Raw genomic sequence first — 19,935 nt, forward strand, 5'->3', positions numbered from 1 at the left:
CGCAGGCAACGCCACAAGGCTGCAACCATGAGCAGGCTCACCACCGCCCAACCCCACGCCTGCTGGTTCATCACCCCTTCACGGTACAACTGCGGCGCAATGCCGGCACCGATGATGAACGCCAGCAACGCGATCTCCCGACGCAGCCCGCTTACCGGACGCACCAGGTACACCAGCGCCGGCAGCACCAGCGCGGCACTCGGGAAGCTGCGATAACGCGGGTCAAACACCAGCGCCAGCATCATCACGGCACCGGCAAATCCGGCGATCGCCACCAGCCAGCCAGCGCGCTGCTCCAGCCAGTTGAACGCGCGTTCACGCCAACCTTCCCGTGCACTCAACGCCAGGGCGGCGTGGGCCAGGACGGCGAGGTTCAAGGCCACCAGCAATCCCGCCCACACCCACTCATCCGCGAAGCGCGCCGTTACCCGGTTCAATTCGGCCCAGGTGCCAATCGAGCAGGCAGCCACTGCACCGAGCAATGGCAACAACAAGGCCGCACGGGTGTTGCGCACACGACCGCCCAGCAGCAGCGTGCCCAGCAGGATAATCCCGCCAACCCCCAGCCACAGCGGCCAGTACGGCACATTGGTCACCGGGCCGGCGAGCACGCCCTTGTCCTGGCGATCGGCATCAAACAGGCCCCAGTAGCCGCCAACCGCACCTTCACTGGCGCGTTTCCACGGTTGGTCAAACGCTTCGATCAGGTTGTAGTGCCAGCCGTTGGCTTCGGCCATGGCCACGAACCCGCGCATGAACTTGGCTTCGTTGACCCGGCTCGGCACCGCGGTTTCCCGCTGGCGGCCTTCGCTCGGCCAGCCGGTCTCGCCGATCATCACGTCCTTGGGGGCGAACTTGTTGCCGAAGGTCTGGCGCACATCGCCCACATGCTTGAGCGCCTGGTCGATGCCCGACGGGTCATCTTCCCAGTAAGGCAGCAGGTGGATGGTCAGGAAATCCACCGCCGGGGCGATTTCCGGGTGTTGCAGCCAGAACTCCCACACATCGGCATAGGTGACCGGTTGCTTGATATGGCTTTTGACGTGATGGATCAGCGCCACCAACTGCTTGGCGGTGACTTCCTTGCGCAGCAAGGTTTCGTTACCCACGATCACTGACGTGATGACGTCGGGGTTGGCGTTGGCCGAGGCGATCAATGCCTCGACTTCCTTGGCAGTGGCCACCGGGTCGCTGCTGACCCACGCGCCGCTCATCAGCTTCAGGCCGTGTTTGCGCGCGAGTTCCGGCAAGGCTTCAAGGCCGGTCTGGGAATAGGTGCGGATGCACTCAAAACGGGTAGCCAGCAACGCCAGGTCAGCGTCCATGCGCTCGGGGCGCAGTTTGAACGGCTGGTCGAACGGCGATTGGTCTTTGTCGAAGGGCGTGTAGGACGCGCATTGCAGCTTGTGGCTGGCGCTGGCCACGTCCGGCAGCACCACGGGTTTGCCAAGGCCATACCAATAGCCGGCGAGGGCCAGTACACCGAGGATCAGGGCAAATATATAAGGCAGGAGCGCAAAGCGGGCAGTCGCGGGCATGATCAGGCCGTCAGGGGAGCAAAGGCGCGCATCTTACCCGGATTTGTGCCGTCCCAGTGGGACCGCATAATTTTGACATGCAAAGTTCGGGCGGGATCGTCGGTGAATGTCCTACAAATCATCTTGCTGGCGATGTGATGTCGTTTCTTGCTTACCTGAGGTCGCAGTCAGAGCAGGTCGCTTGTGGCAGCAGGTTGATGATCGAAGTGTCAGCCCTCCACTGATGAAGCACCCACGTGATCGATGCGCGTGAAGGGGGCGCGGTGCACCACATAACAACAGGTTGACGTCGCTCGGCATCCGCCGGGCGCAGCACTTTCGGGGAAGCACTATGAAGATGCGACGACTCTTGGGCGCAGCTGCCACTTTGGTAGTTGCGATGAGCTCCACAATGGCCAGCGCCGACAGCAAAACCCTGAGCATCGGCTATGTGGATGGCTGGTCGGACAGTGTCGCCACCACCCACGTGGCGGCAGAAGTGATCAAGCAAAAGCTCGGTTATGACGTGAAACTGCAAGCGGTCGCCACCGGGATCATGTGGCAAGGCGTGGCCACCGGCAAACTCGACGCCATGCTCTCCGCCTGGCTGCCCGTGACCCACGGTGAATACTGGGCCAAGAACAAGGACAAGGTGGTCGACTACGGCCCCAACTTCAAGGACGCCAAGATCGGCCTGATCGTGCCTGAGTACGTGAAAGCCAAATCCATCGAAGACCTCAAGACCGACACCACCTTCAAGAACAAGATCGTCGGCATTGACGCCGGTTCAGGCGTGATGCTCAAGACCGACGAAGCGATCAAGGCCTATGGTCTGGACTACAAGCTGCAAGCCAGTTCCGGCGCGGCAATGATCGCCGAGCTGACCCGTGCTGAAGACAAACAGGAATCCATTGCGGTCACCGGTTGGGTGCCACACTGGATGTTCGCCAAGTGGAAACTGCGTTTCCTGGACGACCCAAAAGGAATTTATGGTGCTGCTGAAACCGTCAACAGCATCGGCAGCAAAGGTCTGGAAAAGAAAGCCCCGGAAGTCGTGGCGTTCCTGAAGAAATTCCAGTGGGCCTCCAAGGATGAAATCGGTGAAGTCATGCTGGCGATCCAAGAGGGCGCCAAGCCTGAAGCAGCGGCCAAGGATTGGGTGGCCAAGCACCCTGAGCGTGTCGCCGAATGGACCGCTAAATAAGCCTCTTGTGGGAGCTGGCTTGCCTGCGATGCAGACGCCTCGGTGCACCTGATGTATCGAGGTGATCCCATCGCGGGCAAGCCCGGCTCCCACATTATTTCGCCCCAGCAATTATTCCTGCGCCTTCAATATCCCTCGCTACACTCCTTCTACTACTAAGGTCGTCTGGAACCTGTTCCTCAGCCGCATACAGTGGATACGTTCCAATAATAAAAAGCTGTGCTGCGAGGATAAAAACAATGAACGACAGCATTTACCTCTCGATTCAAAACAGCCCGCGTTTCAAGGAGCTGGTTAGTAAAAGGGAAAGGTTCGCCTGGATTCTCTCGGCGATCATGCTTGGGCTTTACTCCGCTTTCATTCTTCTGATTGCCTATGGGCCGCAAATACTGGGGGCCAAGATCAGCCCCGGTTCGTCCATCACCTGGGGAATCCCCATCGGGGTCGGGCTGATTGTGTCGGCCTTCATCCTCACCGGCATCTATGTACGACGCGCCAACGGCGAATTCGACGACCTGAACAATGCGATTCTCAAGGAGGCTGCGCAATGATCCGTCGTCTATTGGCTGTACTCGGCGCCTCGGCCTTTGCACCTGCCGTTTGGGCGGCGGATGCATTGACCGGCGAAGTGCATAAACAACCGCTGAATATCGCAGCGATCCTGATGTTCGTGGCCTTCGTCGGCGCGACCTTGTGCATCACCTACTGGGCGTCCAAGCGCAACAAGTCGGCGGCTGACTACTATGCGGCCGGCGGCAAGATCACCGGGTTCCAGAACGGTTTGGCGATTGCCGGTGACTATATGTCGGCAGCCTCCTTCCTGGGGATTTCCGCGCTGGTGTTTACCTCCGGCTACGACGGCCTGATCTATTCGATCGGCTTCCTGGTGGGCTGGCCGATCATTCTGTTCCTGATCGCCGAGCGCCTGCGTAACCTGGGTAAATACACGTTTGCCGACGTGGCGTCCTACCGCCTCGGGCAAACCCAGATCCGCAGCCTGTCGGCGTGCGGCTCTCTGGTGGTGGTGGCGTTCTACCTGATCGCGCAGATGGTCGGCGCGGGCAAGCTGATCCAGCTGCTGTTCGGCCTTGATTACCATGTAGCGGTGATCCTGGTGGGCATCCTGATGTGCCTCTATGTGTTGTTCGGCGGCATGCTGGCCACCACCTGGGTGCAGATCATCAAGGCAGTGCTGCTGCTGTCCGGTGCCTCGTTCATGGCGCTGATGGTGATGAAGCACGTCAACTTCGACTTCAACATGCTGTTTGCCGAGGCGATCAAGGTTCACCCTAAAGGTGAAGCGATCATGAGCCCGGGCGGCCTGGTGAAAGATCCGATTTCGGCGTTTTCCCTTGGCCTGGCACTGATGTTCGGTACCGCCGGCCTGCCGCACATCCTGATGCGCTTCTTCACCGTGAGTGACGCGAAGGAAGCGCGCAAGAGCGTGCTGTATGCCACTGGCTTCATCGGCTACTTCTATATCCTGACGTTCATCATCGGCTTCGGCGCGATCCTGCTGGTCAGCACCAACCCGGCGTTCAAGGATGCTGCAGGTGCCTTGCTCGGCGGTAACAACATGGCGGCGGTGCACCTGGCCAACGCGGTGGGCGGTAGTATCTTCCTGGGCTTCATCTCGGCCGTGGCGTTTGCCACCATCCTGGCAGTGGTTGCCGGCTTGACCCTGGCGGGTGCTTCGGCGGTATCCCATGACCTGTACGCCAGCGTGATCAAGAAAGGCAAGGCCAACGAGAAGGATGAGATTCGTGTATCGAAGATCACCACCATCGCCCTGGCAGTGCTGGCGATTGGCTTGGGTATCCTGTTTGAAAGCCAGAACATCGCGTTCATGGTAGGCCTGGCGTTCTCCATTGCCGCCAGTTGCAACTTCCCGGTACTGCTGCTTTCCATGTACTGGAAAAACCTCACCACGCGCGGTGCGATGATTGGCGGCTGGCTGGGCCTGGTCAGTGCCGTTGGCCTGATGATCCTCGGCCCAACCATCTGGGTTTCGATCCTGCACCATGAGAAAGCGATTTTCCCTTACGAGTACCCGGCGCTGTTCTCGATGATCATTGCGTTCGTCGGTATCTGGTTCTTCTCCATCACCGACAAGTCGGCGGCGGCAGAGAAGGAGCGTGCGCTGTACTTCCCGCAGTTTGTGCGTTCGCAGACTGGCCTGGGGGCGAGTGGGGCCGTTAACCACTAAGTTGTAACGGTTACAAAAAAAAGCCCCGGTCGTGAGATCGGGGCTTTTTTTTGCCTTTATTGGTAACAGATACGACAAAACTGTTTCTCATATCCGGTACAAATAAAAACGGCCTCCCTATCAAAGGAGGCCGTTTTCGGTGTGGCCAAGTAGCGGTTGGCTTACTTGCGGTCTTCCAGCTTGGTGATGTCACGCGACTCGTAGCCGGTGTACAGCTGGCGCGGGCGGCCAATCTTGTACGGGCTGGAGAGCATTTCTTTCCAGTGGGAGATCCAGCCTACGGTGCGCGCCAGGGCGAAGATCACCGTGAACATGCTGGTTGGAATGCCGATCGCCTTGAGGATGATCCCCGAGTAGAAGTCGACGTTCGGGTACAGCGAGCGTTCGATGAAGTACGGGTCGGTCAGGGCGATCTCTTCCAGGCGCATGGCCAGTTCGAGTTGCGGATCGTTCTTGATCCCCAGTTCCTTCAACACTTCGTCGCAGGTCTTCTTCATCACGGTGGCACGCGGGTCGCGGTTCTTGTAGACCCGGTGACCGAAGCCCATCAACTTGAACGGATCGTTCTTGTCCTTGGCCTTGGCGATGAACTTGTCGATGTTCGAGACATCGCCGATTTCATCGAGCATGGTCAATACGGCTTCGTTCGCACCGCCGTGGGCAGGGCCCCACAGTGCGGCGATACCGGCGGCGATACAGGCGAACGGGTTGGCACCCGAAGAGCCCGCCAGGCGCACGGTAGAGGTGGAGGCGTTCTGTTCGTGGTCGGCGTGGAGGATGAAGATCTTGTCCATCGCGGCGGCCAGCACCGGGCTGATCGGTTTGATCTCGCACGGGGTGTTGAACATCATGTGCAGGAAGTTTTCCGCGTACGTCAGGTCGTTGCGCGGGTACATCATGGGTTGGCCCATGGAGTACTTGTAAACCATTGCGGCCAGGGTAGGCATCTTGGCAACCAGGCGGATCGCGGAGATTTCGCGATGCTGCGGGTTATTGATGTCCAGGGAGTCGTGATAGAAGGCCGACAGGGCGCCGACTACGCCGCACATGACGGCCATCGGGTGGGCGTCGCGACGGAAGCCGTTGAAGAAGGTCTTCAACTGCTCGTGAACCATGGTGTGGTTCTTCACGGTGCTGACAAACTGGGCCTTTTGCTCAGCTGTTGGCAATTCGCCGTTGAGCAGCAGGTAGCAGGTTTCGAGGTAGTCCGACTGTTCAGCAAGCTGTTCGATCGGGTAGCCGCGGTGCAGCAAGATACCGTTATCACCGTCGATATAGGTGATCTTCGACTCGCATGAGGCGGTCGACATGAAGCCTGGGTCGAATGTAAAACGGCCCGTGGCCGTCAGGCCCCGTACGTCGATAACATCGGGACCAACGGTGCCGGTTAAAATGGGCAGCTCGACGGGGGCTGCGCCCTCGATGATCAACTGCGCTTTTTTGTCAGCCATGTGGCCTCCTATTTATGCTTCAAATCATCAGACAGACCCCCCACGCAGGGCCCGCACCACTATAGTGAGATAAATTCAGATGTCAATTTGCCTAAAGTCTTGCTCCAGAAGGCTTTAACCGTACTTTTTCCTCGAAATTACCTGCCATTTACGCCTTTTATGCCGCCATTGCAATGCGCTATTAGGGTGAGGAGTGCGCGTTGTCATTAGTTGCCTAACTGTCTATACTCGGCCTCCGACCGCCAGGGGCTTTTGGGCCCGTTTTGATGGGGGTCGCACTCCCTGGGTGGTGGTTACCTGACCAGTGCACTCCCCAACAACTTTGCCCTGATTGTTAGGGGCTCTTCAGTGTGAAAAAAAGCCGTGAATAGCCAACGACCTGTAAACCTAGACCTAAGGACCATCAAACTCCCCATCACCGGCGTAACGTCGTTCCTGCACCGTGTATCCGGCATCATCCTGTTTCTTGGCCTGGGCATCATGCTTTACGCATTGAGCAAATCCCTGGGTTCGGAAGAAGGGTACGCCGAGGTGAAGGCATGCTTGACCAGTCCGCTGGCCAAATTCGTCGCCTGGGGCCTCCTGTCCGCTCTGCTTTATCACCTTGTGGCCGGTATTCGCCACTTGATCATGGACATGGGTATCGGTGAGACGCTGGAAGGCGGCAAGCTGGGCTCGAAAATCGTCATCGCCATTTCCGTGGTGCTGATCGTTCTGGCGGGAGTTTGGATATGGTAACCAGCGTTACGAACCTGTCGCGTTCGGGCCTCTATGACTGGATGGCGCAACGTGTGTCTGCGGTTGTTCTCGCGGCTTATTTCATCTTCCTGATCGGGTACCTCGCGGCGAACCCTGGCATTGGCTACGCCCAATGGCACGGCCTGTTCGCTCATAACGGGATGCGCATCTTCAGTCTGCTGGCCCTTGTAGCCCTGGGCGCTCACGCCTGGGTTGGCATGTGGACCATCGCGACCGACTACCTGACGCCAATGGCGCTGGGCAAGTCCGCGACAGCAGTACGGTTTCTCTTCCAGGCAGTATGCGGCGTCGCGATGTTCGCTTACTTCGTCTGGGGTGTGCAGATTCTTTGGGGTATCTGATTCATGGCTAACACAGTTAATACGCTTTCATTCGACGCCATCATCATTGGCGGCGGCGGTGCCGGCATGCGCGCTGCGCTGCAACTGGCCCAGGGCGGTCACAAGACTGCCGTGATCACCAAGGTGTTCCCGACCCGTTCCCATACCGTTTCGGCCCAGGGTGGCATCACCTGCGCCATCGCCTCCGCCGATCCGAACGATGACTGGCGCTGGCACATGTACGATACCGTCAAGGGTTCCGACTATATCGGTGACCAGGACGCTATCGAATACATGTGCTCCGTAGGCCCGGAAGCGGTCTTCGAGCTGGAACACATGGGTCTGCCGTTCTCCCGTACCGAACAGGGCCGCATCTACCAGCGTCCGTTCGGCGGGCAGTCGAAAGACTTCGGTAAAGGTGGCCAGGCCGCCCGTACCTGCGCCGCAGCCGACCGTACCGGTCACGCGCTGCTGCACACCCTGTACCAGGCCAACCTGAAGGCCGGCACCGTATTCCTCAACGAATACTACGGCGTCGACCTGGTGAAGAACGAAGACGGTGCCTTTGTAGGCATGATCGTTATCTGCATCGAAACCGGCGAAACCTCTTACGTGCGGGCTAACGCCACCGTATTGGCGACCGGCGGTGCAGGCCGTATCTACTCGTCCACTACCAACGCCCTGATCAACACCGGTGACGGTATCGGCATGGCCCTGCGTGCAGGCGTTCCGGTACAGGACATCGAAATGTGGCAGTTCCACCCGACCGGCATCGCCGGCGCCGGTGTACTGGTTACAGAAGGTTGCCGTGGTGAAGGTGGTTACCTGATCAACAAGAACGGCGAGCGCTTCATGGAGCGTTATGCTCCGAACGCCAAAGACCTTGCCGGTCGTGACGTTGTAGCCCGTTCCATGGTTAAAGAGATCATCGCCGGTAACGGCTGTGGTCCTGATGGCGACCACGTGATGCTGAAGCTCGATCACCTCGGTGAAGAAGTTCTGCACAGCCGTCTGCCAGGCATCATGGAGCTGTCCAAGACCTTTGCCCACGTTGACCCGGCTGTTGCGCCGATCCCGGTTGTTCCAACTTGCCACTATATGATGGGCGGCGTTGCCACCAACATTCATGGCCAGGCGATCACCCAGGACGCCGACGGCGTCGACCAGATCATCCCTGGTCTGTTCGCAGTAGGCGAAGTGGCCTGCGTATCGGTTCACGGTGCCAACCGCCTGGGCGGCAACTCGCTGCTCGACCTGGTGGTATTCGGTCGCGCCGCCGGCCTGTTCCTGGAGCAGACCCTGAAGGAAGGCGTTGATTACGCTCGTCCACGCCAGTCCGACATCGACGCTGCCCTGGCACGTCTGGATGGCCTGAACTCGCGTACCGAAGGCGAAGACGTCGCCTCCCTGCGCAAAGAGCTGCAAAGCTGCATGCAGAACTACTTCGGTGTGTTCCGTACCGGCGAATACATGCAAAAAGGTATCGCCCAGCTGGCTGACCTGCGTTCGCGCATCGCCAACGTCAAGATCAACGATAAGAGCCAGGCGTTCAACACCGCTCGTATCGAAGCCCTTGAGCTGCAAAACCTGCTGGAAGTGGCTGAAGCGACCGCGATTGCCGCCGAGGTTCGTAAAGAATCCCGTGGTGCTCACGCTCGTGAAGACTATGAAGACCGCGACGACGAGAACTGGTTGTGCCACACCCTGTACTTCCCGGGTGACAAGCGCGTAACCAAGCGTGCCGTGAACTTCTCGCCGAAGACGGTTCCGACGTTTGAACCGAAGATTCGGACTTACTAAGGGTGGCTGCCATGTTGAAAGTCAGTGTTTATCGCTACAACCCTGATCAGGACGCTGCGCCGTTCATGCAGGAATTCCAGGTCGATACCGGTGGTAAAGACCTGATGGTGCTGGACGTACTGGCCCTGGTTAAAGAGCAGGACGAAGGTTTCTCCTATCGTCGCTCTTGCCGCGAGGGTGTTTGCGGTTCCGACGGCATGAACATCAACGGCAAAAACGGCCTGGCGTGCATCACGCCGCTGTCTGCCGTGGTTAAAGGCAACAAGCTGATCGTTCGTCCTCTGCCAGGTTTGCCGGTTATCCGTGACCTGGTCGTCGATATGAGCATCTTCTACAAGCAATACGAAAAGGTTAAGCCATTCCTGCTGAACGACACTCCGGCTCCGGCCATCGAGCGTCTTCAGACTCCGGAAGAGCGCGAGAAGCTGGACGGTCTGTACGAGTGCATCCTGTGCGCTTGCTGCTCGACCTCCTGCCCGTCCTTCTGGTGGAACCCGGACAAGTTCCTGGGTCCAGCTGCCCTGCTGCAAGCGTACCGCTTCCTGGCAGACAGCCGTGACACCAAGACCGCCGAGCGTCTGGCTTCGCTGGATGACCCGTTCAGCGTATTCCGCTGCCGCGGGATCATGAACTGCGTCAACGTATGTCCTAAAGGCCTGAACCCGACTAAGGCCATTGGTCACGTACGTAGCATGTTGCTGCAAAGCGGCGTGTAACTGACGTTGTAGTAAAGGCAGGACCGTTGTGCCCGTAGATGCTACGGCGCAGGCTTCAACCGGCGCCGTAGTTTTAACTTGAGCAGCGACTTACAAAGCCGCGGCTCTTATTTTGAAGAAATGAGACAAGCAGGGGCATTCGGGTTGGTACCCGAACTATCAGCGTGATCCTAAGTGGCTTGTTTTGGTCGCTGCACTTGGCCTTTTGCAAGCAAACTCGGTGTTTTCGCCGGTGGTGTCCCCAAATCGAGGGTGACCAAGCATGCAAGAAAGCGTGATGCAGCGCATGTGGAACAGCGGCTATCTTTCAGGTGGTAACGCTGCCTATGTGGAAGAGCTTTATGAGCTCTACCTGCACGACCCTAACGCTGTGCCAGAAGAATGGCGCACCAAATTTCAGACGTTGTCTTCAGACGGCAACGCTGCCACCGATGTATCGCACGCAACAATTCGCGATCAGTTCGTGCTGCTGGCAAAGAACCAGCGCCGCGCTCAGCCGGTTTCCGCCGGGAGCGTGAGCAGTGAGCACGAGAAGAAGCAAGTTGAAGTACTGCGACTGATCCAGGCCTACCGTATGCGTGGCCACCAGGCAGCCCAGCTTGACCCGCTGGGGCTGTGGCAGCGTCCTGCACCTGCAGACCTGTCGATCAATCATTACGGCTTGACCAATGCCGATCTTGATACGACCTTCCGTGCCGGCGACCTGTTCATCGGCAAAGAGGAAGCGAGCCTACGCGAAATTCACGAAGCGTTGCAGCAGACATATTGCCGCACCATCGGTGCCGAATTTACGCACATCACTGATTCCGAGCAGCGCCACTGGTTCCAGCACCGTCTTGAAGGCGTGCGTGGACGCCCGGTGCTGTCTGCAGACGTCAAGAGCCACTTGCTCGAGCGCGTCACCGCAGCGGAAGGCCTGGAAAAATACCTGGGCACCAAATACCCGGGCACCAAGCGTTTCGGCCTGGAAGGCGGCGAAAGCCTGATCCCGATGCTCGATGAGCTGATCCAGCGTTCCGGTTCGTACGGCACCAAGGAAATCGTGATCGGCATGGCCCACCGTGGCCGTTTGAACGTGCTGGTGAACACCTTCGGCAAGAACCCGCGCGAGCTGTTCGACGAGTTCGAAGGCAAGAAGAAGGTCGAGCTGGGTTCCGGTGACGTTAAATACCACCAGGGCTTCTCGTCCAACGTAATGACCACCGGCGGTGAAGTTCACCTGGCCATGGCGTTCAACCCATCCCACCTGGAAATCGTTTCTCCAGTGGTCGAGGGGTCGGTACGTGCGCGCCAGGATCGTCGTAACGACGCTACCGGTGAGAAGGTCCTGCCGATTTCCATCCACGGTGACGCGGCATTCGCCGGTCAGGGCGTGGTCCTGGAAACGTTCCAGATGTCGCAGACCCGCGGCTTCAAGACCGGCGGTACCGTTCACATCGTCATCAACAACCAGGTGGGCTTCACCATCAGTAACCCGCTGGACGCACGCTCTACCGAGTACGCGACCGACGTTGCCAAGATGATCCAGGCGCCGATCCTCCATGTGAATGGTGATGATCCGGAAGCCGTGTTGTTCGTGACCCAGCTCGCCATCGACTACCGCATGCAGTTCAAGCGTGACGTGGTCATCGACCTGGTCTGCTACCGCCGTCGCGGTCACAACGAAGCGGATGAGCCTAGCGGCACCCAACCGTTGATGTACCAGCAAATCACCAAGCAGCGCACCACCCGTGAGCTGTACGCCGACAGCCTGATCAAGGCCGGCGTAGTGGACGATGCACGTGTTCAGGCGAAGATCGATGAATACCGCAACGCGCTGGACAACGGCCTGCACGTAGTAAAAAGCCTGGTCAAAGAGCCGAACAAAGAGCTGTTCGTTGACTGGCGTCCGTACCTGGGCCACGCCTGGACTGCGCGTCACGACACCTCGTTCGATCTGAAAACCCTGCAGGAACTGTCTGCCAAGCTGCTGGAAATTCCAGATGGCTTCGTGGTACAGCGCCAGGTTGCGAAGATCTACGAAGACCGTCAGAAGATGCAAGCCGGCGGCCTGCCGATCAACTGGGGTTACGCTGAAACCATGGCGTACGCGACCCTGGCGTTCGAAGGTCACCCGATCCGCATGACTGGCCAGGACATCGGCCGCGGTACGTTCTCGCACCGTCACGCTGTGTTGCACAACCAGAAAGACGCGGGCACCTACATCCCGTTGCAGAACCTGTACGAAGGCCAGCCGCGTTTCGACCTGTACGATTCGTTCCTGTCCGAAGAGGCCGTACTGGCGTTCGAATACGGTTACTCGACCACCACGCCTCAGGCACTGGTGATCTGGGAAGCCCAGTTCGGCGACTTCGCCAACGGTGCCCAAGTGGTTATCGACCAGTTCATCACCAGCGGCGAGCACAAGTGGGGCCGTCTGTGCGGTCTGACCATGCTGCTGCCACACGGTTATGAAGGTCAGGGTCCGGAGCACTCCTCGGCCCGTCTGGAGCGTTACCTGCAATTGTGCGCCGAGCACAACATCCAGGTGTGCGTGCCGACTACCCCGGCCCAGATCTACCACTTGCTGCGTCGCCAGGTGATCCGCCCGCTGCGCAAGCCGCTGGTAGTGCTGACGCCGAAATCGCTGTTGCGTCATAAATTGGCCATCTCGACCCTGGAAGATCTGGCGGATGGTTCGTTCCAGACCGTTATTCCGGAAATCGACACCCTGGACGCGGCCAAGGTCACTCGCCTGATCCTGTGCAGCGGCAAGGTCTACTACGACTTGCTGGAAAAACGCCGTGCCGAAGGCCGCGAAGACATCGCCATCGTGCGGATCGAGCAGCTTTACCCGTTCCCGGAAGACGACCTGATGGAGGCCATCGCGCCTTACACCAACCTCACGAACGTGGTGTGGTGTCAGGAAGAACCGATGAACCAGGGCGCGTGGTACAGCAGCCAGCATCATCTGCGTCGCAGCATCGGCAACCATAAACAGGCACTGGGCCTGGAGTACGCCGGTCGTGATGCTTCTGCTGCACCTGCTTGTGGTTATGCATCGATGCACGCCGAGCAGCAGGAAAAACTGCTGCAAGATGCTTTCACTGTTTAACGCCTTCGCGCTGACTGAAACCGAATTTTAAGGACCCACAGATAATGGCTATCGAAATCAAAGCCCCGTCATTCCCGGAATCGGTTGCCGATGGCACCGTTGCCACCTGGCACAAGAAACCAGGCGAGGCCGTCAAGCGTGACGACCTGATCGTCGACATCGAGACCGACAAAGTCGTTCTGGAAGTGTTGGCTGAAGCTGACGGCGTGCTGGGCGCAATCGTTGCCGAAGAAGGCGCTACCGTTCTGTCGAACCAGGTACTGGGCTCGATCGAAGAGGGCAGCGCTGCTGCCGCGGCTCCTGCTCCTGCCGCCGCTGCACCGGCTGCTGCCGCAGCTCCAGCTGCTGCACCGGCTGCGGGCGGCGAAGATCCAATCGCTGCACCGGCTGCGCGTCAGCTGGCTGACGAAAACGGCATCAACCTGGCTTCCATCAAAGGCACCGGCAAAGATGGCCGCGTGACCAAGGAAGACGTGGTTGCCGCTGTTGAAGCCAAGAAAAACGCTCCGGCTGCCGCGCCTGCCAAGGCTGCTGCCCCGGCTGCCGCTGCTCCTGTGTTCGCTGCTGGCGACCGCACCGAGAAGCGCGTACCGATGACCCGCGTTCGTGCAACCGTGGCCAAGCGCCTGGTTGAAGCACAATCGAACATGGCGATGCTGACCACTTTCAACGAAGTCGACATGACCGAAGTCATGGCACTGCGTTCGAAGTACAAGGACCTGTTCGAGAAGTCCCACAACGGCGTGCGCCTGGGCTTCATGTCGTTCTTCGTGAAGGCGGCCACCGAAGCGCTGAAACGCTTCCCGGCAGTCAACGCTTCCATCGACGGCGGCGACATCGTTTACCACGGCTACGCTGACGTCGGCGTTGCCGTGTCCAGCGACCGTGGCCTGGTAGTACCGGTTCTGCGTAACGCCGAGCTGATGAGCCTGGCTGAAATCGAAGGCGGCATCGCCAACTTCGGCAAGAAAGCCCGTGACGGCAAGCTGACCATCGACGAGATGACCGGTGGTACCTTCACCATCACCAACGGTGGTACTTTCGGTTCGATGATGTCGACGCCGATCGTCAACCCGCCACAAGCTGCGATCCTGGGCATGCACAACATCCTGCAGCGTCCTATGGCGATCAACGGCCAAGTGGTTATCCGCCCAATGATGTACCTGGCGCTGTCGTACGATCACCGCCTGATCGACGGTAAAGAAGCCGTGACTTTCCTGGTGACCATCAAGAACCTGCTGGAAGACCCGGCTCGTCTGCTGCTGGATATCTGATAAAGCGGCGGTGAGCCGCACCACCGGCCCTGTCGCAAGGCAGGTCGGAGTGCGGCTCACGGCTTGAAGCTTTTAGCTAAAGAGGATTTTTTTTCATGTCGCAGAAATTTGACGTTGTAGTGATTGGTGCGGGCCCTGGCGGCTACGTAGCCGCCATCAAGGCCGCACAACTGGGCCTCTCGACTGCTTGCATCGAAAAATACACCGACAAGGAAGGCAAACTGGCGTTGGGCGGTACTTGCCTGAACGTTGGCTGCATTCCTTCCAAGGCGCTGCTGGACAGCTCCTGGAAATTCCACGAAGCGCAAGACGGTTTTGCCATCCACGGCATCAACCACGCTGGCGTGACCATGGACGTGCCAGCGATGGTCGGCCGCAAGGCCAACATCGTTAAAGGCCTGACTTCCGGCGTTGCAACCCTGTTCAAGGCCAACGGCGTCACTTCCCTGCAAGGCCACGGCAAACTGCTGGCCGGCAAGAAAGTTGAAATCACCAAGCCTGACGGTTCGACCGAAATCATCGAAGCCGAGAACGTGATCCTGGCTCCAGGTTCGCGTCCAATCGACATTCCACCGGCTCCGGTTGACCAGAACGTGATCGTTGATTCGACCGGCGCCCTGGAATTCCAGGCAGTTCCAAAACGTCTGGGCGTGATCGGCGCTGGCGTGATCGGCCTGGAACTGGGTTCGGTCTGGTCCCGCCTGGGTTCTGAAGTCACCGTGCTGGAAGCCCTGGACACGTTCCTGCTGGCTGCCGACACCGCTGTGTCCAAAGAAGCTCTGAAAACCCTGACCAAACAAGGTCTGGATATCAAGCTGGGCGCGCGCGTTACCGGTTCCAAGGTTAACGGCGACGAAGTAGTCGTGACCTACACCGACAAGGATGGCGAACAGACCATCACTTTCGACAAGCTGATCGTAGCCGTTGGTCGCCGTCCAGTGACCACTGATCTGCTGGCTTCCGACAGCGGCGTGAACATCGACGAGCGTGGTTTCATCCACGTTGACGATCACTGCGCTACCACCGTGCCGGGCGTGTACGCCATTGGTGACGTGGTTCGCGGCATGATGCTGGCGCACAAGGCTTCCGAAGAAGGCATCATGGTTGTCGAGCGCATCAAGGGTCACAAGACCCAGATGAACTACGACCTGATCCCGTCGGTTATCTACACCCACCCGGAAATTGCATGGGTCGGCAAGAACGAACAGCAGTTGAAAGCTGAAGGCGTTGAAGTTAACGTCGGCACCTTCCCGTTTGCTGCTTCTGGCCGTGCCATGGCAGCCAACGACACCGGTGGTTTTGTCAAAGTCATCGCTGATGCCAAGACTGACCGCGTATTGGGCGTCCACGTGATTGGCCCAGGCGCAGCAGAACTGGTTCAGCAAGGCGCAATCGGTATGGAATTCGGCACCAGCGCCGAAGACATCGGCATGATGGTTTTCTCCCATCCGACCCTGTCCGAAGCGCTGCACGAAGCCGCGTTGGCAGTGAATGGCCATGCCATCCACATCGCCAACAAGAAGAAGCGCTAAGCGAGATAATAAGAAACCACGGCGGTTGCCCGTCGTGAGCCTTGTGCGCAAGACTCACCGCGGAATATCCGCTGGACGCAGTCTTGCGCAGTTTCACCACCCAGGGTTCAGGCTTTTGGTGGTTTGACTGTGCAAGCAGCAGTCACAGGTGGCGCGGCACTCAATAAAGAGCGCAGCGCCGAATGCGCAGTACCTAACGAAGACGGTAATAAGCATGAATCTTCACGAGTATCAGGGTAAGCAGCTGTTCGCTGAATACGGCCTGCCAGTATCCAAGGGTTACGCAGTAGACACCCCGGAAGCAGCAGCAGAAGCTTGCGACAAAATCGGCGGCACCGAGTGGGTTGTCAAAGCCCAGGTCCACGCTGGTGGTCGCGGTAAAGCGGGCGGCGTAAAGCTGGTTCGCAGCAAAGAAGACGCCAAAGCCTTCGCTCAGCAGTGGCTGGGCAAGCGTCTGGTGACTTACCAGACTGATGCCAATGGCCAGCCAGTCACCAAGATCCTGGTTGAATCGTGCACTGATATCGCTAAAGAGCTGTACCTGGGCGCTGTCGTTGACCGTTCGAGCCGTCGCATCGTGTTTATGGCCTCCACCGAAGGTGGCGTGGACATTGAGAAGATCGCCGAAGAAACCCCAGAAAAAATCCTGAAAGCCACTATCGATCCACTGGTTGGCGCTCAGCCATTCCAGGGTCGCGAGCTGGCATTCCAGTTGGGTCTGGAAGGCAAGCAAGTTGCCCAGTTCGCCAAGATCTTCGTAGGTCTGGCCAAACTGTTCCAGGATCACGATCTGGCCCTGCTGGAAGTGAACCCGCTGGTGATCAAGGCTGACGGCGATCTGCATTGCCTCGACGCCAAGATCAACATCGACGCCAACGCCATGTACCGTCAGCCTAAGCTGAAGACTTTCCACGATCCGTCGCAAGACGATCCGCGCGAAGCGCACGCTGCCAAGTTCGAACTGAACTACGTAGCCCTGGAAGGTAACATCGGTTGCATGGTCAACGGTGCTGGCCTGGCCATGGGTACCATGGACATCGTCAACCTGCATGGCGGCAAACCAGCCAACTTCCTCGACGTAGGCGGCGGTGCCACCAAAGAACGCGTTACCGAAGCGTTCAAGATCATCCTGTCCGACTCCAACGTCGCTGCAGTACTGGTCAACATCTTCGGCGGCATCGTTCGTTGCGACATGATTGCCGAAGGCATCATCGGTGCAGTGAAAGAAGTCGGCGTTAAAATCCCGGTGGTTGTTCGCCTTGAAGGTAACAACGCTGAACTGGGCGCTAAAGTACTGGCAGAAAGCGGTTTGAACATCATCGCTGCTACCAGCCTGACCGACGCTGCTCAACAAGTTGTCAAAGCTGCGGAGGGCAAATAATGAGCGTCCTGATCAATAAAGACACCAAGGTTATTTGCCAGGGTATTACCGGTTCCCAAGGTAGTTTCCACACCCAGCAAGCCATCGAGTACGGCACCAAGATGGTTGGCGGCGTAACTCCGGGCAAAGGCGGCACCGAGCACCTGGGCCTGCCAGTGTTCAACACCGTGAAAGATGCTGTAGCTGCCACTGGCGCCACCGCCAGCGTGATCTACGTTCCAGCTCCTTTCTGCAAGGACTCCATCCTGGAAGCAGCATTCGGCGGCATCAAGCTGATCGTTTGCATCACCGAAGGCATTCCTACCCTGGACATGCTGGACGCTAAAGTTAAGTGCGACGAGCTGGGTGTTACCCTGATCGGCCCTAACTGCCCAGGCGTGATCACTCCAGGCGAATGCAAGATCGGCATCATGCCAGGTCACATTCACTTGCCAGGTAAAGTCGGTATCGTTTCCCGTTCCGGCACCCTGACCTACGAAGCTGTGAAGCAGACTACTGACGCCGGTTTCGGTCAGTCGACTTGCGTCGGCATCGGCGGTGACCCGATCCCAGGCTCCAACTTCATCGACATCCTGAAGCTGTTCCAGGAAGACCCGAAGACCGAAGCGATCGTGATGATCGGTGAGATCGGCGGTTCGGCTGAAGAAGAAGCGGCTGCCTACATCAAGGCACACGTGACCAAGCCGGTTGTTTCCTACATCGCTGGTGTGACTGCCCCTGCTGGCAAGCGCATGGGCCATGCTGGCGCAATCATCTCTGGCGGCAAGGGCACTGCAGACGAGAAGTTTGCTGCCCTGGAAGACGCAGGCGTTAAAACCGTGCGTTCGCTGGCAGACATCGGCAAGGCTTTGTCCGAGCTGACCGGTTGGGCTGTCAAGTAAGCCTCGCGCTTAGCTGACGCTTCACCCCACAAAGGCCACCTTCGGGTGGCCTTTGTGCTTTCTGGGGATTACTCATCGGTTGGATGGAATGACGCCGACCAACTTTGGGAGCTGGCTTGCCTGCGATGCAGGCTACTCGGTGTTTCGGACGCACTGAGGTGATGCTATCGCAAGCAAGCCAGCTCCCACATTTGATCGCATTTCAAAATTTAGATATGAAAACGCGACATAAAAATGTCGCTTATCGGACAGTTCGCCCCGCAACAGTGCGTTTGACCCGCAAATTCGTTAGGCTAGCCGCCTCTTTATGCGTGCGCATCCCAAAAGGAAGCCCCGCGCCAGACCCGTCAGTCCCCATCAGGACCGGCAGTATTTCCCTCATCCATAGGGAAGCCCTCTCTAAATTCCGATTCAGTAGTGTGGTATTTCCTCAAATGAAAGTGTTGAAAAGCCAGGACATCCTGGCGTTGGGCTTTATGACTTTTGCCCTGTTCGTGGGCGCCGGCAACATCATCTTCCCGCCTATCGTCGGTTTGCAGTCCGGGCCTCATGTCTGGATGGCGGCGCTGGGCTTCCTGATCACAGCGGTCGGTTTGCCGGTGATCACCGTGGTTGCCCTGGCCAAGGTCGGTGGTGGCATGGATGCGTTGAGCAGCCCGATCGGCAAGATCGCCGGTGGCTTGCTGGCAGCGGCTGCTTACCTCGCAGTCGGCCCGCTGTTCGCCACCCCGCGAACCGCCACCGTGTCCTTTGAAGTGGGCCTGGCGCCGCTGACCGGTGAGAGCCCGCTGGCGCTGTTCCTCTACAGCTCGGTGTACTTCCTGCTGGTGTTTTTCATTTCGCTGTACCCGGGCCGCCTGCTGGATACCGTCGGTCGCTTCCTGGCGCCGTTGAAAATTATCGCCCTGGCCGTATTGGGCATCGCCGCCTTCGCCTTGCCGGCCGGTGATGTGGGTGTCGCTACCCCTGAATACGTGGCTGCACCGTTCTCCCAGGGCTTTATCAATGGTTACCTGACCATGGATACCCTCGGCGCCCTGGTATTCGGCATTGTGATCGTCAACGCGATTCGCTCCCGTGGGGTTGAGTCGCCGAAACTGATCACCCGCTACGCGATCATTGCCGGGCTGATTGCCGGCGTGGGCCTGGCGTTGGTGTATATCAGCCTGTTCCGCCTCGGTTCGGGCAGCCATGAAGTAGCCGCCGGTGCCGCCAACGGCGCTGCCGTGCTGCACGCTTACGTCCAACACACCTTTGGTTCCCTGGGCAGCGGCTTCCTTGCCGTGCTGATTTCCCTGGCGTGCCTGGTGACTGCGGTAGGCCTGACCTGTGCCTGCGCCGAGTACTTCAGCCGTGTGCTGCCGCTGTCCTACAAGACCCTGGTGGTGATCCTGGCGGTGTTCTCGCTGTTTGTGTCCAACCTGGGCCTGACCAAGCTGATTGCGTTCTCGATCCCGGTACTGACCGCGATCTACCCGCCGTGCATCGTGCTGGTGGCCCTGAGCTTCTGTAAGGACTTCTGGCAGGAGCAAGGCCGGATCGTGGGCCCGGTAATGCTGGTGTCGTTCATCTTCGGCTGCATCGACGCGCTGAAGGGCGCCGGCCTGGCGGACTGGATGCCAGCGCAATTGGCTCACCTGCCGTTGAGCGAGCAGGGCCTGGCGTGGCTGGTGCCTTCGGTGATGACGCTGGTGGTTGCGGTGGTGATTGACCGCTTGCTGGGCAAACGCAGTGAAGCGATGGCTTAAACGTTTAGCCACTAACTTGTGCCGAGGTTAGTTCGAAGTTTCGAGCTGCCCG

15 protein-coding genes are annotated in these 19,935 nt (G+C 58.7%); 13 read left to right on the top strand and 2 right to left on the bottom strand.

The features are described 5' to 3' along the window. On the bottom strand, nt 1-1,538 hold a 1,538-nt coding region (locus HX875_RS10225; protein ID WP_177043114.1), incomplete at its 3' end, for a glycoside hydrolase family 17 protein. Between the two features lie 331 nt (nt 1,539-1,869). On the opposite strand from HX875_RS10225, the gene HX875_RS10230 reads away from it, so the two are divergent. The 3 genes from HX875_RS10230 to HX875_RS10240 all read left to right on the top strand — a co-directional run bounded on the left by HX875_RS10230 (nt 1,870) and on the right by HX875_RS10240 (nt 4,927). Next, entirely contained in the window at nt 1,870-2,721 is an 852-nt protein-coding gene (locus HX875_RS10230; protein WP_177043089.1) for a glycine betaine ABC transporter substrate-binding protein, read from the top strand. Between the two features lie 239 nt (nt 2,722-2,960). After that, a complete protein-coding gene (locus HX875_RS10235) occupies nt 2,961-3,272 on the top strand; it encodes a DUF485 domain-containing protein (protein ID WP_076015221.1) in 312 nt (103 codons plus the stop codon). Then, nucleotides 3,269-4,927, top strand: coding sequence for a cation acetate symporter (locus HX875_RS10240; RefSeq protein WP_177043090.1), 1,659 nt, complete (start codon nt 3,269-3,271; stop codon nt 4,925-4,927). Before HX875_RS10235 ends, HX875_RS10240 begins: the two co-directional genes overlap by 4 nt. A gap of 161 nt (nt 4,928-5,088) precedes the next feature. Here the strand turns inward: HX875_RS10240 and gltA are convergent, their stop codons facing one another. After that, a complete protein-coding gene (gltA, locus tag HX875_RS10245; RefSeq protein ID WP_003210575.1) occupies nt 5,089-6,378 on the bottom strand; it encodes a citrate synthase in 1,290 nt (429 codons plus the stop codon). 363 nt (nt 6,379-6,741) lie between these two features. Between gltA and sdhC the strand changes: the two genes are divergently transcribed. From sdhC to brnQ, 10 genes are all read left to right on the top strand, one after another. After that, nucleotides 6,742-7,116 (top strand): succinate dehydrogenase, cytochrome b556 subunit, encoded by a 375-nt coding sequence (gene sdhC, locus HX875_RS10250; RefSeq protein WP_008433998.1) that lies wholly within the window; start codon nt 6,742-6,744, stop codon nt 7,114-7,116. Further along, nucleotides 7,110-7,478 carry a succinate dehydrogenase, hydrophobic membrane anchor protein gene (gene sdhD, locus HX875_RS10255; protein ID WP_003210573.1) on the top strand — a complete coding sequence of 123 codons (369 nt, stop codon included), beginning with the start codon at nt 7,110-7,112 and terminating at the stop codon, nt 7,476-7,478. Before sdhC ends, sdhD begins: the two co-directional genes overlap by 7 nt. A gap of 3 nt (nt 7,479-7,481) precedes the next feature. Then, nucleotides 7,482-9,257, top strand: coding sequence for a succinate dehydrogenase flavoprotein subunit (sdhA, locus tag HX875_RS10260; RefSeq protein ID WP_063028200.1), 1,776 nt, complete (start codon nt 7,482-7,484; stop codon nt 9,255-9,257). A gap of 11 nt (nt 9,258-9,268) precedes the next feature. Further along, entirely contained in the window at nt 9,269-9,973 is a 705-nt protein-coding gene (locus HX875_RS10265; RefSeq protein WP_177043091.1) for a succinate dehydrogenase iron-sulfur subunit, read from the top strand. Between the two features lie 262 nt (nt 9,974-10,235). Continuing rightward, a complete protein-coding gene (locus tag HX875_RS10270; protein ID WP_177043092.1) occupies nt 10,236-13,067 on the top strand; it encodes a 2-oxoglutarate dehydrogenase E1 component in 2,832 nt (943 codons plus the stop codon). A 44-nt stretch (nt 13,068-13,111) separates the two neighbouring features. Next, entirely contained in the window at nt 13,112-14,341 is a 1,230-nt protein-coding gene (gene odhB, locus HX875_RS10275) for a 2-oxoglutarate dehydrogenase complex dihydrolipoyllysine-residue succinyltransferase (protein WP_177043093.1), read from the top strand. A 95-nt stretch (nt 14,342-14,436) separates the two neighbouring features. After that, nucleotides 14,437-15,873, top strand: a complete 1,437-nt coding sequence (gene lpdA, locus HX875_RS10280) for a dihydrolipoyl dehydrogenase (RefSeq protein WP_177043094.1) — start codon at nt 14,437-14,439, stop codon at nt 15,871-15,873. 214 nt (nt 15,874-16,087) lie between these two features. Next, a complete protein-coding gene (sucC, locus tag HX875_RS10285) occupies nt 16,088-17,254 on the top strand; it encodes an ADP-forming succinate--CoA ligase subunit beta (RefSeq protein ID WP_003210567.1) in 1,167 nt (388 codons plus the stop codon). After that, nucleotides 17,254-18,135: a succinate--CoA ligase subunit alpha gene (gene sucD, locus HX875_RS10290; protein WP_010166265.1), complete on the top strand. Its 882-nt coding sequence runs from the start codon at nt 17,254-17,256 to the stop codon at nt 18,133-18,135. The genes sucC and sucD overlap by 1 nt, the downstream gene beginning before the upstream one ends. 434 nt (nt 18,136-18,569) lie before the next feature. Continuing rightward, on the top strand, nt 18,570-19,883 hold the full coding sequence (brnQ, locus tag HX875_RS10295; RefSeq protein ID WP_177043095.1) for a branched-chain amino acid transport system II carrier protein: 1,314 nt from the start codon (nt 18,570-18,572) through the stop codon (nt 19,881-19,883). Nucleotides 19,884-19,935: the final 52 nt, after the last annotated feature.

Origin of the sequence: Pseudomonas yamanorum, from assembly GCF_013386765.1 — a bacterium.
Classification (GTDB): Bacteria; Pseudomonadota; Gammaproteobacteria; order Pseudomonadales; family Pseudomonadaceae; genus Aquipseudomonas; species Aquipseudomonas yamanorum_A.

Coding starts and splice junctions, on each gene's coding strand:
- HX875_RS10230 (WP_177043089.1), top strand. CDS start 1,870: ATGAAGATGCGACGACTCTTGGGCGCAGCTGCCACTTTGGTAGTTGCG.
- HX875_RS10235 (WP_076015221.1), top strand. CDS start 2,961: ATGAACGACAGCATTTACCTCTCGATTCAAAACAGCCCGCGTTTCAAG.
- HX875_RS10240 (WP_177043090.1), top strand. CDS start 3,269: ATGATCCGTCGTCTATTGGCTGTACTCGGCGCCTCGGCCTTTGCACCT.
- gltA (WP_003210575.1), bottom strand. CDS start 6,378: ATGGCTGACAAAAAAGCGCAGTTGATCATCGAGGGCGCAGCCCCCGTC.
- sdhD (WP_003210573.1), top strand. CDS start 7,110: ATGGTAACCAGCGTTACGAACCTGTCGCGTTCGGGCCTCTATGACTGG.
- sdhA (WP_063028200.1), top strand. CDS start 7,482: ATGGCTAACACAGTTAATACGCTTTCATTCGACGCCATCATCATTGGC.
- HX875_RS10265 (WP_177043091.1), top strand. CDS start 9,269: ATGTTGAAAGTCAGTGTTTATCGCTACAACCCTGATCAGGACGCTGCG.
- HX875_RS10270 (WP_177043092.1), top strand. CDS start 10,236: ATGCAAGAAAGCGTGATGCAGCGCATGTGGAACAGCGGCTATCTTTCA.
- odhB (WP_177043093.1), top strand. CDS start 13,112: ATGGCTATCGAAATCAAAGCCCCGTCATTCCCGGAATCGGTTGCCGAT.
- lpdA (WP_177043094.1), top strand. CDS start 14,437: ATGTCGCAGAAATTTGACGTTGTAGTGATTGGTGCGGGCCCTGGCGGC.
- sucC (WP_003210567.1), top strand. CDS start 16,088: ATGAATCTTCACGAGTATCAGGGTAAGCAGCTGTTCGCTGAATACGGC.
- sucD (WP_010166265.1), top strand. CDS start 17,254: ATGAGCGTCCTGATCAATAAAGACACCAAGGTTATTTGCCAGGGTATT.
- brnQ (WP_177043095.1), top strand. CDS start 18,570: ATGAAAGTGTTGAAAAGCCAGGACATCCTGGCGTTGGGCTTTATGACT.